The organism is Streptomyces diacarni, from assembly GCF_003323715.1.
GTDB lineage: Bacteria > Actinomycetota > Actinomycetes > Streptomycetales > Streptomycetaceae > Streptomyces > Streptomyces diacarni.
Map to the genome: position 1 here is coordinate 80,556 of NZ_QOIN01000026.1, position 12,901 is coordinate 93,456.

Here is a 12,901-nt window from a genome sequence, read left to right on the forward strand (position 1 = left end):
CCGGCGGACGCGCCGGTCAGGCGGACTGGCGTGACTGTCCGGTGCCCTTGGTGGCGTCCAGCGCGTACACACAGCGGTCCTTGCTGCACGCGTACACGACACCGCCCACCGCCACCGGCGAGCCGGTGATCTCCCCGCCGGTGGCCAGCTTCCAGCGCAGCTGCCCGCCCACGGCGTCGACGGTGTACAGACAGTGGTCCGCGGAGCCGAAGTGGACCCGGCCGTCGGCGACCACAGGGGCGCCCACCACGTCGGCGCCCGTGGCGAAGCGCCAGCGCGGCGTGCCGCTGACCGCGTCGAGCGTGTAGACGGCGCTGCCGCTGCCCAGGTGGACCAGACCGTCGGCGGTGACGACGGGCTCCGCCGAGTGCCGTGCCTCGGTGGCGATACGCCAGCGGTCGTTGCCGTTGCCGGAGTCGAGCGCGTACACGGTGCCGAGATAGTCGGCGAGGTAGACCCCGCCGCCTGTCACCCCGGGGCCCGGCACGAAAGCGGCCGGGCTCAGGAAGGCCGCGGGCGCGTCGAAGCGCCACCTCTCCTGCCCTGTCGCCGCGTCGAGCGCGAACACCCGCGATCCCGCGCACACGTACGCCACACCGTCCTCGGCGACAGTCACCCGTACGGGCACCCCGCCCGTGGCGGAGGCGTCACCGACGGGGTACGTCCAGCGCTCGGTGCCGGTACGGGCCTCGAAGACGTACAGCCGCCCGTCCGCCCAGGTGTAGACGGCGCCGTCAGCGATGACGGGACCGCCCTCGGGGGTCTCGAAATCCGTCTGGGCGCCCGTCAGGTCCCACAGCTTCTCGCCGGTGGCCGCCTCCCACGCCTGTACTCCGCCCCCGCGGGTGCCGGTGACCACGGTGCCGCGGTCCACCTGGAGGGCGTAGACCCAGCCGTCGGTGGCCAGTCGCCACCGCTCCGACCCGTCGCCGGCGTCGAGCGCGTAGAGGCTGGGGCCGTCGGAGGCGTGCACCCGGCCGCCGGAGACGGCCATGGACCAGGCGACCTCGCGCGTCTTGAACTGCCTGCGCCCGCTGGCCACGTCCAGCGCGTGCACCTCGAAGGAGGTCACGTACACCAGATCGTCGGCGACGGCCGGCGAGCCCCACACGTCGTTCGACATCCGGAACCGCCACGGCCGCCAACGCTGCGGCCCGCCCGACGAGACGCCGGACCCCGCCGGATACCCACCGCCCACCGAGTGCGCGGGCGGCTGGGACGGCGGCTGCGAATGCTGCGGGGACTGCGGCGGAGGTGCCGGCGGCTGGTGCAGCGGATGCACTCCAGGCGGCGGCACGGACCCTGCGGGCGGGCCGCCGCCCTGGTCGGCGCCCCCGGCGGACCGCCCCGGAGCACCGTACGGCGGAGCGGACGGGGGCGCGGGGGGCGGCGAGACGGCCTGCGGAGCCACGGCACCGTGCGCGGCGGAGGGATCCGCCAGCGGGGGCAGCGGCGCCGCGTACGGCTGTGCGTAGGAGGGCGGCGGTGTGCCGTCCCTGGATCCGTCCCTCGACCCGTCGGGGGCCCGCACCCAGCCCGAGGTCGGATCGGTGCCCGTCTCGCGCCCCGTCTCGTCGGAGCGGCGCGGCCCCGGACCGATCGGCACCTGCGTGTTGGGCAGCTGTACGGGGTCCGCCTCCGGGCTGCCGGGCCGGGCGGAGGGGTGGGAGACCACCGGTGCCGAGCCGGGCGCCACCGCGCCGGGGAAGCCGGCGAGGTCACCGGCGGCGGGCACGGAGGGGTCGCCGGAGTGCGGCGCACCCCGAACGGGCGCACCGGATGCACCTGGCGCACGGGACGTCCCTGACGGACCAGACGCGTCGGCGGCGCCGCCGACAGCGGGCGGTCCACCGGGGATCCCCTGGTTCCACTCGGCAGCGGCGGGGCCGCCACCTGCCGCCCCGTGACCGCCCCCGGCTCCGGACGCGTTGCCGGACACTCCCTGCCCGCCACCGGGGACGCCCGGGCCGTTACCCTGCATCCCCGGGCCGTTACCGGCGGCACCGACTCCGCTCATGGCCGACCCCGCGGATCCCGCGGACCCGGCGGAACCCGCGCTTCCGGCCGCTCCCGCGTCCTGGCTCGGCCCCGCGCGCCCCGCGGCGGGCGGTCCGCCGGGGCCGACCGACCCCATGGCCGAACCGTCCGCGCCACTCTCCCCCGCCCCCGCGGGCGGGAACGACGCGGCCGGGGACGGCGCGGACGCGGGCGGGCCGGGAGGCGCAGGCACGAAGGGGGCGGGCGCGGAGCCGGCGGGCGGTCCCGCGGGGGCGCCACCGGCGGCCGGGCCCGCGTCGGCGGACGCCGCGTTCTGGCGCCGCATGGCGCGTCCGCCCCGGCGGCGCTCGATCAGGGACACGGCGGTGATGGGCAGCCAGGCCGACACCGTGCCGCTGTCGTCGCTGCCCGCGCCGAACAGGTGCGGGGCGAGCTGCGCCTGGAGGTCGGCCGGAGTGGGCCGCTCCTCCGCGTTCATCCGCATGCACGAGTCGATCAGCGACCGCAGGTCGTCGGGCAGCCCCTCCAGGTCGGGGCCCTCGCGCAGCAGCATGAAGACGGTCTCCACGGGGTTGGCCCCGTGGAAGGGCGCGTGTCCGGTCGCCGCGAAGACCAGGGTCGAGGCGAGCGAGAACACGTCGCTGGCGCCGGTCACGCTGCGGGAGTCGCGCGCCTGCTCGGGCGACATGTAGGCGGGGGTGCCCACGGCGACGTTCGTCATGGTCAGCCGGGTGTTCGAGACGCCGGAGGCGATACCGAAGTCGATGACACGCGGGCCGTCCTCGACGACCAGCACATTGGAGGGCTTCAGGTCCCGGTGGACCAGTCCGGCACCGTGGATGGACTGGAGCGCCTCGGCGACCCCGGCCGCCAGCCAGCGCACCGCCTGCACCGGCAGCGGACCGCACTCCGTGACTATTTCCTCCAGCGAGGGTGAGGGCACGTACGCGGTGGCCAGCCACGGAATGGCGGCGCGCGGGTCGGCGTCCACCACGGCGGCCGTGTAGAAGCCGCTGACCGCCCGCGCGGCCTCGACCTCACGGGTGAAGCGCACCCGGAAGAGCTGGTCCTCCGCCAGTTCCGTGCGCACCGTCTTGATCGCGACGCGGCGGCCGGACGCCGAACGTGCGAGGTAGACCAGCCCCATGCCGCCGGAACCGAGACGGCCCAGCACCTCGAACGGGCCGATCCGCCGCGGATCGTGCTGCGCAAGCTGCTCCACCACTTGTCCTGCCACCTCCCCGTAGGGGCCGTAAAATCTGCCCGTTCCCGCCCCGTGCAGCCTCTCACTGCCGTGCCGGACCTGGCGGTCCGGACGCCGATTCTTCCTGGCGAACGCGCCGGTTGCGAACCCGGGGGCGGCACGTAAGTGTCTTCCTGCCCCGACAAAGGCGCGTATGACCCGGTCAACCCGTCATGGCGCGGTGGTCACGTATCACCCTGATTGCCCTCATCCGGGCTCGCCGATCGAGCACACCCCGTTTGCCTGCGGACGAATCGCGGTCCGATCGCCCCTCGGTAAGCTGACGGGCATGACAGGACAAGTTCGAACCGTCGACGGCCGGGTGGCCGGACGCCGCGGTCAAGCGACGCGGCAGAAGCTGCTCGACTGCCTCAGCGAGATGCTCAGCTCGTCGCCGTACCGCGATGTCAAGGTCATCGATGTCGCACGGAAAGCGGGCACGTCCCCTGCGACGTTCTACCAGTACTTCCCCGATGTCGAGGGCGCCGTCCTGGAGATCGCCGAGGCCATGGCCAAGGAGGGCGCCTCGCTCACCGAGCTGGTGGCCGGACGCTCCTGGACGGGCAAGGCGGGCTGGCAGACGGCCGAGGAACTGGTCGAGGGCTTTCTGGCCTTCTGGCGCAGGAACGACGCGATCCTGCGCGTGGTCGATTTGGGCGCGGCAGAGGGCGACAAGCGGTTCTACAAGATCCGCATGAAGGTCCTCAACTCGGTGAACAATTCCCTCGCCGACGCCATCAAGGACCTCCAGAACCGCGGCAGGGTCGGCAAGGACGTCAACGCCGCCGCCGTGGCCGGCTCGCTGGTCGCCATGCTGGCCTCCGTCGCAGGCCACCAGAAGGGCTTCCAGAGCTGGGGCGTCAAGCAGGCCGAGCTCAAGCCGAGCCTCGCCCTGCTCGTGCATCTCGGCGTGACCGGCAAGAAGCCCACCAAGTAACGCGCCGCGCCACCTCCCCCCGCGATGCGTCCGCACGCCGCGCCGCCCCCTCGGCACGTGTCATCCTCCGTACGCAGCGTCCCTCGCCCCTCACCGAGAAGCCGTCAGCTCTCCGGCCTGCGCTCCAGGCGGAAGACGCGGATCCGCCGCTCGATCCGGCGCTGGTAGACCGCGTACGGCGGCCAGAACCTCAGCAACTCCCCCCACGCCTCCTCGCGCTCCGCGCCCTCCAACTGCCGCGCCCTCACGGGGATGTCGCGGCCCCGGTAGGTGATACACGCCTCGGGATGACGGCGCAGGTTGGCGGTCCACCCCGGGTGGCCCTGCTTGCCGAAGTTGCTGCCGACCAGCAGCCAGCTCCCCCGCGCCTTCTCCGGCATGCACGCCAGCGGCGTCCGTCGCGTCTCACCGCTCTTGGCGCCCGTCGAACTCAGTACGACACCGGGCAGCATCCGGGTACTGAGCATCGTCCGCCCGCCCGAGAGCCGGTGCACCGCCCGGTCCAGTACGGGGATCACATGCGGGGCGATCCGCGAGAACGCCCGCGTGGACGACACCGCCTGAATCATCTTCCGTCCGCCCGATCCGGCCATCAGAAACCATCCGCCTTCCCTGCGGCCCCCCGCGCCGCGTCTTCTTTTTCTTCGCCCCTTCGCGCTGCTTCCCCTTTTTCCGCGCCCGTTCGCGCTGCTTTCCCCATTTCTGCATCCGTCAGCGCTCCTCCCGCGTTTTCCGCGCCCGTTCGCGCTGTCCCCCCGTTGTCCGCATCCGTTCGCGCTCCTTCCCCGCCTTTCGCTTCCGTTCGCGCCACGGGTGCTCGCTGCGCGTCCGTTCGCGCCACGTCCCCTTCGCGCACGTCTGCGGCTTCTTCGGAGCCCGCTCCCCCGGCGTACAGCACCGCCTCTTCGGCGGCCCGGTGCCGCAGCCGGTGCACCGGTCCGAACAGCAGATCGTCCCCGGCCGCGCGTCTGAAGGAGAGATGCGCCGTCTGCTCCCGGGTCGAACCCGCCTCCCCGTGCAACCGCACCGCCTCGCCCGCGGCGAACCTGAGCGCCTCCAGTCCCGCCGCCAGCGCGCCGCCGGCCACCGCCCGTGCTTCCGCCTCGTCCGTCGCGGCCGTCCACGCCCTGTCCGTCCCCACCGTCCACGCGGCGTAAGAGGCCGTCGCCCGCGCGGTGCGCACTCGGAGGTACGCCTCCGCCAGGAGGGTCCGTATCGCCCGGGGGGAGCCGCACGGCCCTCGCCCGGCGCCCGCGCCCGACGTGACCTGTTCGACCGTCCGCTCAAGCGCACCGTCCGCCGCGCCCACGGCCTCCATCGCGAGGACGGCGGCCACCCGGGGACCGAGGGCGGCCAGTGCGGGCCGCACATCGTGCTCGTCGCGTCCGCCGAGGGGTTCCGCGCGCACGTCGCGCAGTTCGAAGCGGGCCGCAGCGCGCGTCTCGTCCAGCGCGGAGTGCCGTACCCGCACGAGCCCCGCGGCGTCGTCCGGGACGAGGAAGAGCAGCGTACGGCTGCACGTGAAGCCGCCCGCGTGCACCGCGACGAGCAGCAGCCCAGCGCTGTGACCGCCCAGCACCTGTGCCGCTTCCCCGTACAACCGCCATCCGTCCGCCGCACGGTGCGCCTGGATACCACCGGCACGCCCACCGCCGGACCACCCGCCGACCGGCCGTCCGCTGTCGGTCCGCCCGCTCTCGGCCGGCTCCCCGCCGGGCCGGTACTCGCGTCCTGTCCGCTCCCCGGGGCCCGCCGGCGCCGTGAGACCGAGGGCCACGGGCAGCGTTCCCGGTGGTACGGCGAGGGCGCCGGTCAGTTCGCCGGAGGCCAGCCGCGGCAGCACGCGTGTGCGCTGCGCCTCGGTGCCCAGAGCGAGTACCAGCGGGGCGACCAGGCAGGCCGTGGGCACCAGCGGGGACGGCAACAGGGCGCGACCGGTCTCCTCACCGGCGAGCGCGAGTGCGAGGGTGCCACGCCCGGCGCCACCGTAGGCCTGGGGCACCGCGAGGCCGGGCAGGCCGTGGTCCCGGGCGAGTGTGGCCCACAGGGCGGCGTCGTACCCCTGCGGCGACCGCGCCGCGGCCCGCACCTCGTCGGGCCCGCTGTGCCTGTCGAGCACGTGTCGCAACGTACGGCGTATCGCGTTCCGTTCCGCGGTGAACTCCGCGTCCATCGGCAGCGCCCCCTCACGGCGACCTCGTCACCTGACGGGGCGTCATATTAGGCAGCCGCGGCTCAGATGCCCAGGGCACGGACGGCGGCACCTTGCCACCGCTCCCCTCCCGCCGGCACGCATACCTGATGTACCGTCAGTTCATGCCGCCTGCCGACAGCACCCGCCGCATCGGCCGCCGCGTCGCGGTCGCCGGAGTCGCGCTCTCGGACGGAGGGAGGGTCGATGAGGCGACGCCCTACACGCTGCACGCCCAGGCCGCGCGCCGGGCGCTGACGGACGCCGGCATCGACCGCTCCCTGGTGGACGGGCTGGCCTCGGCCGGGCTGGGCACCCTCGCGCCCGTGGAGGTCGCCGAGTACCTGGGACTGCGCCCCACATGGGTCGACTCCACCTCTGTCGGCGGCTCCACCTGGGAGGTCATGGCCTCCCACGCCGCCGACGCCATCGCGCAGGGCCGCGTGAACGCCGTGCTGCTGGTGTACGGCTCCACCGCGCGCGCCGACCTCAAGGCCCGCCGCCGCACAGCCGATCTCTCCTTCGGTACGCGCGGCCCACTGCAGTTCGAGGCGCCCTACGGGCACACCCTCATCGCCAAGTACGCGATGGCGGCCCGCCGCCACATGCACGAGTACGGCACCACGCTGGAACAGCTCGCCCAGGTCGCCGTACAAGCCCGCGCCAACGCGGCCACCAACCCTGACGCCATGTACCGGGAACCGGTCACGGTGGACGACGTCCTGTCCGGCCCGGTGATCGCCGACCCGTTCACCAAGCTGCACTGCTGCATCCGCTCGGACGGCGGCTGCGCGGCGCTGCTGGTCGCCGAGGATCTCGTACCGGACCTGGCCACCCGTCCCGTCTGGATTCTCGGCTCGGGAACGGCCGTCTCCCACACCACGATGTCGGAATGGGAGGACTTCACCGTCTCCCCGGCCGCGGCATCGGGACGCGCCGCCTTCGCACAGGCGGGTGTCACACCCTTCGACATCGACCTCGCCGAGATCTACGACGCCTTCACCTACATGACCCTCGTGACACTCGAAGACCTCGGTTTCTGCGCCAAGGGAGAAGGCGGCTCCTTCGTGGAGAACGGTCGGCTGCTGCGCGACGGCGACCTGCCGGTCAACACCGACGGAGGCGGCCTGTCCGCCTGCCATCCGGGCATGCGGGGCCTCTTCCTGCTCGTGGAAGCGGTACGGCAACTGCGCGGCGAGGCGGGCGACGGGCGGCAGGTACGCAGGCGCGACGGGGCGCTGCCCGAACTGGCCGTCGCATCCGGCACAGGCGGCTGGTTCTGCTCGTCGGGGACTCTGGTGCTGGGCCGTGGTTGAGGACCGCAGGGGGTACGGCACCGGGCACGGCTTCGGACCGCGGGCACCTGGTGCTACGGCGTCAGAACGGCTGGTCCATGCTGTTCGCCGTCAGAACCGCTGGTCCATGCTGTTCGCCGTCAGAACCGCTGGTACATGATGTGCAGCCCCACGAACCCGCGCTCGGGGTGACGGAAACCCTCTGCCAGGGTGGCCACGACCTCGAAACCGAGGGACTTCCACAGCGCGACAGCCCGGGTGTTGGTCTCGACGACCGCGTTGAACTGCATCGCCCGGTAGCCCTCACTCTTGGCCCACTCCAGCACGTGCTCGCCCAGCGCCCGTCCGACACCCTTGACGCCGCATCCGGGATCGACCATGAAGCTGGCTCCCGCGATGTGGGACGCGCCGCCCATGTGGTTGGGCCCCGTCTTCGCCGAACCGAGCACCGTTCCGTCCTCGTCCACGGCGACGAAAGTGATCCCCGGGGGCTCCGGCATCCAGGTCGCTTCGCCTGCGGCCTCGTCCATGCCGCGCGGGTAGGTGTAGGTGTCGCCGGCGGCGACGATGGTACGGAAGAAGGGCCAGATGGCGGCCCAGTCGGCTGCGGTCGCTTCACGGATCTGCACGGACACAGCCTGCGTGATCGGTGGCCTGTGACGCCACCGGAAATCACCGCGCCGGCAGGATGAGCGTGGCGCCACGCCGGAACGACGGGCGCGGCGCGGGGGAGCGTGCGCTCCTCACTGGGGCCAGGCGCCTGTGAAGGCTGCCCAAAAGAGCCCTTACGCGTGTGTGAGAGCGCCTATTCGGGGCGGAAGACGGGAACGGTGATTTCGTCGTCCTCTCCGGACGCCTCCCGGAACGCGACCCGCAGCTCCTTCCCCACCACCAGCGCCTCCTGTGGACAGTCGACCAGTTCGGTCATCATGCGCGGACCCTCCCTGAGTTCCACGACGGCCGCGACATAGGGGACGCGCCCCGAGAAGGGGGGCAGGTCGTTGCGGTGGACGACGGACCAGGTGTAGAGGGTGGCGCGTCCGTCCGCCTCCTCCCAGACGACGTCCTCACTCCAGCAGCGCGGGCAGAACTCGCGTGGGTAGTGGTGCGCTGTACCGCACCCTTCGGCACGGCAGCGGCGTATCAGCAGCCGTCCCCGAGCCGCCGCCTGCCAGTACGGCGCGGTGAACGCGTCCACATCCGGAAGATCGAACCGCTGTTGCGACATCGTGCCCATCCAGCCTCCGCTCACACAGGGCTTGGCTTCCGCCCTCCCGCCACCCGCCCGCGGTGCACAACTGGCGGTGCATCAGGTGGCACGTCGCAGTGAAGCGGCCTCCGCGCTCCTCCGCAAGGGGCCGTACGGACCGACCGGCGACAGCGCACGGGGGCACCTAGAATTGTCGTCATGCTCATGCCCGAGAACGGGACGCCCGTCCACATCCTCGGCGCCGGCCCGGGCGGCCTCGCCACGGCCGCCGCGCTACGGGAGCGCGGCATCAGCGCCGTCGTACTGGAGAGGGCCGACGCCGTCGGCGCCTCCTGGCGCTCCCATTACGACCGCCTGCACCTGCACACCACCCGCGCCGGTTCCGCACTCCCGGGACTGCCCATCCCCCGCGCGTACGGGCGCTGGGTCGCACGCGCCGACGTGGTGCGTTACCTGGAACAGTACGCGGCACACCACCGCACAGAGGTGGCCACAGGGGTGCAGGTGCGCCGGCTCGAGCGCGGCGATGACGACCGGTGGGTGCTGCACGCCAACGGCGGACGGCGGTTGACCAGCCCCGCCGTCGTCGTGGCGACCGGCTGCAACCACACCCCCCACCTGCCGCCCTGGCCAGGACGCGACACCTTCACGGGTGACCTGCTGCACGCCTCCGCCTACCGCTCCGCCGCCCCCTACGTGGGCAAGGACGTCCTGGTGGTGGGCGCGGGCAATACCGGGGCCGAGATCGCCACCGACCTCGCGGAGAGCGGAGCAGGACGGGTACGCCTTGCCGTGCGGACACCGCCGCACATCATGCGCCGCTCCACCCTCGGCTGGCCCTCCCAACGCAGCGCCATCCTGTGCCGACGCCTGCCTGTCGGACTCGTGGACCGCATGGCGGCGCGGCTGACCAAAGCCTCCCTGCCCGACCTGTCTCCCTACGGGCTGCCCCGCCCGGAGGCCGGCTTGTACACGCGCGTGCGCCAAGGGGCGATCCCTGTACTGGACGTCGGACTGGTCAGCGCGGTACGGCAGCGGAGGATCGAGCCGGTTGCCGCCCTCGAGTCGTTCGAGGGGGCGAAGGCCATCCTGGCGGACGGAGAGACCATCAGCCCCGAGGTGGTCGTCGCCGCCACCGGATACCGCACGGGACTCGACGAACTGGTCGGCCACCTGGGCGTGCTCGACGCGCGCGGCCGCCCGCTCGCTCACGGCCGTCGCACCCACCCTTCGGCCCCCGGCCTCCACTTCACCGGCTTCTCCTATCCGATCAGCGGGACGCTGCGGGAACTGCGGCTCGACGCCGGACGGATCGCGAAAGCCATCGCCAGGGCGGCCCGCTGAGGCCACCGACCTCCACGCCCCCCAGCAACGCAAAGCAGCCATAAACGGCCGCTCAGGTGACGTCGGACAGCCCGTGACCGCCAGAGGGGTTCCTGACGCAGCGTCAGTTCCAGTAACCTGACGGGGCGTCAGTTCCAGTCGGCCACCACACGGGAGTGGGCGGGTACACATGCTCGGATCGACTCACGGGACCCTCACCATGACCCCCCGCCAGGGCCGGGTACTGGCCTGCGGCGAACCGACCTCCGGCGGCAGCGTCCACAGCAGGGCCGACGACAGCGACACCGTCGGCATCGATGTCAGCGGCCGGCCGCTGCACGCCCCGGTACCCGATCTCGACCGCTTCTTCCGCCCGGAGGCCGTCGCCGTGGTGGGCGCCTCCGACGCGGAAGGGCGCCCCAACACCGGCATCACGCGGCAGCTGCTGGCCTGGGCCGAACACGTCGGCGCCCGCCTCTATCCGGTGCACCCCAAGCGGCGCGAGGTGTTCGGGCAGGCCTGCGCGCCCGCCGTCGCCGACCTGCCCGAACCCGTGGACGTCGCCGTCCTCCTCGTGGCCGACCCGCTGCCCGTACTGGAACAGCTGGCGGACACCAAGACGCGGTTCGCCGTCGCCTTCGCCTCCGGCTTCGCCGAGACCGGCCAGGACGGCGCCCTCGCCCAACAGCAGCTGGCCGAGGCCGCGGCGCGCTCGGGCGTGCGGCTGCTGGGCCCGAACACCAACCTCAACGCCTTCGAGCGCTTCCGCACCGACCTGGACGGGCCCGCGATCGCCCTCGTCACGCAGTCAGGCCATCAGGGCCGCCCCCTCTTCGCCCTCCAGGAGCTGGGCATCCGGCTCTCGCACTGGGCGCCGACCGGAAACGAGGCCGACCTGGAGACGGCCGACTTCCTCTCCTACTTCGCCGGCCGCCCCGAGGTCGGGGCCGTGGCGGCATATGTGGAAGGGCTCAAGGACGGCAGGCGGTTCCTGCTCGCCGCGGACCGCGCGGCACGCGGCGGTGTCCCCGTCGTCGCGGTCAAGGTGGGCCGCACCGAGACCGGGACGCGCACGGCCGCCTCGCACACGGGGAAGCTCACGGGCTCCGACGCCACGGTGGACGCGGCGATGCGGCAGTACGGCGTCATCCGCGTGGACGGGCTGGACGAGCTCCAGGACACGGCCACGCTGCTGGCCCGGGCCCGGCCGCCACGGGCCGAGGGCGTCGCCGTTCTCGCGATCTCCGGGGGCACCGGAGCGCACCTGGCCGACCTGGCCACCTCGGCAGGGCTGACGCTGCCCACCCTCTCCGACGCCAAGCAGGCGGAGCTGCACCAGTGGATCCCCGACTACCTGTCGGTGGCCAACCCCGTCGACAACGGTGGGCACCCGGTGGGTGACTGGCGCGGCCGCAAGATCATCGACGCGGTCCTGGCCGAGCCGGACGTCGGTGTCCTCATCTGCCCCATCACCGGCCCCTTCCCGCCGATGAGCGACAGGCTGGCGCGGGACCTGGTGGCCGCGGCCGAGGAGACCGACAAGCTGGTCTGCGTCGTGTGGGGCTCTCCGGTCGGCACCGAGGACGCCTACCGGACCACGCTGCTCGGCTCCTCGCGAGTGGCCACGTTCCGCACGTTCGGCAACTGCGTGCGAGCGGTGCGCGCCTACCTCGGCCACCACCGCTTCGCCCGCGCCTACCGGTCCCCCTTCGAGGACGCGCCCCGCACCCCCTCCCCCTCGTACCGCAAGGCACAGGCTCTGCTGCGGCCAGGACAGCAGCTGAGCGAACACGCGGGCAAACAGCTGCTGCGCGCCTACGGCGTCCGCGTCCCCCGTGAGCAGCTGTGCACCAGCGCGGCGGGCGCGGTGCGCGCGGCCGCGCAGGTCGGCTATCCGGTCGTCATGAAGGCGTCGGCGCCGCGGCTCGCGCACAAGAGCGAGTACGGTCTCGTCCGCGTCGGTCTCACCTCCGCGAGCCAGGTCCGCGACACCTACCGCGAGCTGATGGACATCACGCGCACCGAGGAGATCGAACTGGACGGCGTGCTGGTGTGCCAGATGGTCGACCCCGGCGTGGAGATGGTGGTCGGCGTCGGGCAGGACGAGCTGTTCGGACCGACCGTGACGGTGGGGCTCGGTGGCGTCCTGGTGGAGGTGTTGGGCGATGTCACCGTCAGGGTCCCCCCGTTCGGCGAGGAGCAGGCCCGCGCGATGCTCGGGGAACTGCGCGGTGCCGCGCTCCTGGACGGGGTGCGCGGCAGGCCGCCCGCCGACGTCGACGCACTCGTCGAGGTCATCCTCCGGGTGCAGCGGATGGCTCTGGAACTCGGGGCGCCGCCCGGCTCCGAGAGTGCCGGCGGCCTGGCGGAGTTGGACATCAATCCTCTGGTCGTCCTGCCGCGCGGGCAGGGCGCGGTGGCGCTCGACGCCCTCGCGGTGTGCCGGTGAACGGCGCGCGAGGTGCCACGCCTCCCGCATACGGTTCCACGCCGCCACTCGCGACCGCGCCGCCCGCGCGGGAACCCGTGTCGCAGGCGTACGCGACCCAGCCGCCCGCGCGGGCAGGCGCGTCACCCACACGCGGCGCCGTAGCGCCCGCGCGCTGCGCCACGCCGTCGGTGCACAGCGCCGCACCACCCGTGCGCGGCACCAAGCCCCCCGTGGACAGCGCCGCGTCATCCGTGGACAGCGCCGCACCGTCCG

General features: G+C 73.1%; 9 protein-coding genes. 4 read left to right on the plus strand and 5 right to left on the minus strand.

Features of this window, described 5'->3' with window-relative positions:
- Positions 1-16: 16 nt before the first annotated feature.
- Positions 17-3,223, minus strand: a complete 3,207-nt coding sequence (locus tag DTL70_RS02805; protein ID WP_114020215.1) for an outer membrane protein assembly factor BamB family protein — start codon at positions 3,221-3,223, stop codon at positions 17-19.
- 307 nt (positions 3,224-3,530) lie between these two features.
- On the opposite strand from DTL70_RS02805, the gene DTL70_RS02810 reads away from it, so the two are divergent.
- Positions 3,531-4,178 (plus strand): TetR family transcriptional regulator, encoded by a 648-nt coding sequence (locus tag DTL70_RS02810; RefSeq protein ID WP_114020216.1) that lies wholly within the window; start codon positions 3,531-3,533, stop codon positions 4,176-4,178.
- A 104-nt stretch (positions 4,179-4,282) separates the two neighbouring features.
- Here the strand turns inward: DTL70_RS02810 and DTL70_RS02815 are convergent, their stop codons facing one another.
- Complete coding sequence (locus tag DTL70_RS02815) at positions 4,283-4,771, minus strand: nitroreductase/quinone reductase family protein (RefSeq protein ID WP_114020217.1); 489 nt, start codon at positions 4,769-4,771, stop codon at positions 4,283-4,285.
- Positions 4,771-6,351, minus strand: a complete 1,581-nt coding sequence (locus DTL70_RS02820; RefSeq protein WP_114020218.1) for an acyl-CoA dehydrogenase family protein — start codon at positions 6,349-6,351, stop codon at positions 4,771-4,773. The genes DTL70_RS02815 and DTL70_RS02820 overlap by 1 nt, the downstream gene beginning before the upstream one ends.
- Before the next feature lie 143 nt (positions 6,352-6,494).
- Between DTL70_RS02820 and DTL70_RS02825 the strand changes: the two genes are divergently transcribed.
- Positions 6,495-7,685, plus strand: coding sequence for a thiolase C-terminal domain-containing protein (locus DTL70_RS02825; protein ID WP_114020307.1), 1,191 nt, complete (start codon positions 6,495-6,497; stop codon positions 7,683-7,685).
- A gap of 119 nt (positions 7,686-7,804) precedes the next feature.
- Here the strand turns inward: DTL70_RS02825 and DTL70_RS02830 are convergent, their stop codons facing one another.
- Together DTL70_RS02830 and DTL70_RS02835 are read right to left on the minus strand one after the other, a co-directional pair.
- Positions 7,805-8,293, minus strand: coding sequence for a GNAT family N-acetyltransferase (locus DTL70_RS02830; RefSeq protein ID WP_181860755.1), 489 nt, complete (start codon positions 8,291-8,293; stop codon positions 7,805-7,807).
- A gap of 176 nt (positions 8,294-8,469) precedes the next feature.
- Entirely contained in the window at positions 8,470-8,892 is a 423-nt protein-coding gene (locus DTL70_RS02835; protein ID WP_114020308.1) for a Zn-ribbon domain-containing OB-fold protein, read from the minus strand.
- 186 nt (positions 8,893-9,078) lie between these two features.
- Here DTL70_RS02835 and DTL70_RS02840 point away from each other — a divergent pair, with 186 nt between their 5' ends.
- Complete coding sequence (locus DTL70_RS02840) at positions 9,079-10,218, plus strand: flavin-containing monooxygenase (protein ID WP_114020309.1); 1,140 nt, start codon at positions 9,079-9,081, stop codon at positions 10,216-10,218.
- Positions 10,219-10,387: 169 nt separating this feature from the next.
- On the plus strand, positions 10,388-12,646 hold the full coding sequence (locus tag DTL70_RS02845; RefSeq protein ID WP_114020220.1) for an acetate--CoA ligase family protein: 2,259 nt from the start codon (positions 10,388-10,390) through the stop codon (positions 12,644-12,646).
- Positions 12,647-12,901: the final 255 nt, after the last annotated feature.

Coding starts and splice junctions, on each gene's coding strand:
- DTL70_RS02810 (WP_114020216.1), top strand. CDS start 3,531: ATGACAGGACAAGTTCGAACCGTCGACGGCCGGGTGGCCGGACGCCGC.
- DTL70_RS02815 (WP_114020217.1), bottom strand. CDS start 4,771: ATGGCCGGATCGGGCGGACGGAAGATGATTCAGGCGGTGTCGTCCACG.
- DTL70_RS02820 (WP_114020218.1), bottom strand. CDS start 6,351: ATGGACGCGGAGTTCACCGCGGAACGGAACGCGATACGCCGTACGTTG.
- DTL70_RS02825 (WP_114020307.1), top strand. CDS start 6,495: ATGCCGCCTGCCGACAGCACCCGCCGCATCGGCCGCCGCGTCGCGGTC.
- DTL70_RS02835 (WP_114020308.1), bottom strand. CDS start 8,892: ATGTCGCAACAGCGGTTCGATCTTCCGGATGTGGACGCGTTCACCGCG.
- DTL70_RS02840 (WP_114020309.1), top strand. CDS start 9,079: ATGCCCGAGAACGGGACGCCCGTCCACATCCTCGGCGCCGGCCCGGGC.
- DTL70_RS02845 (WP_114020220.1), top strand. CDS start 10,388: ATGCTCGGATCGACTCACGGGACCCTCACCATGACCCCCCGCCAGGGC.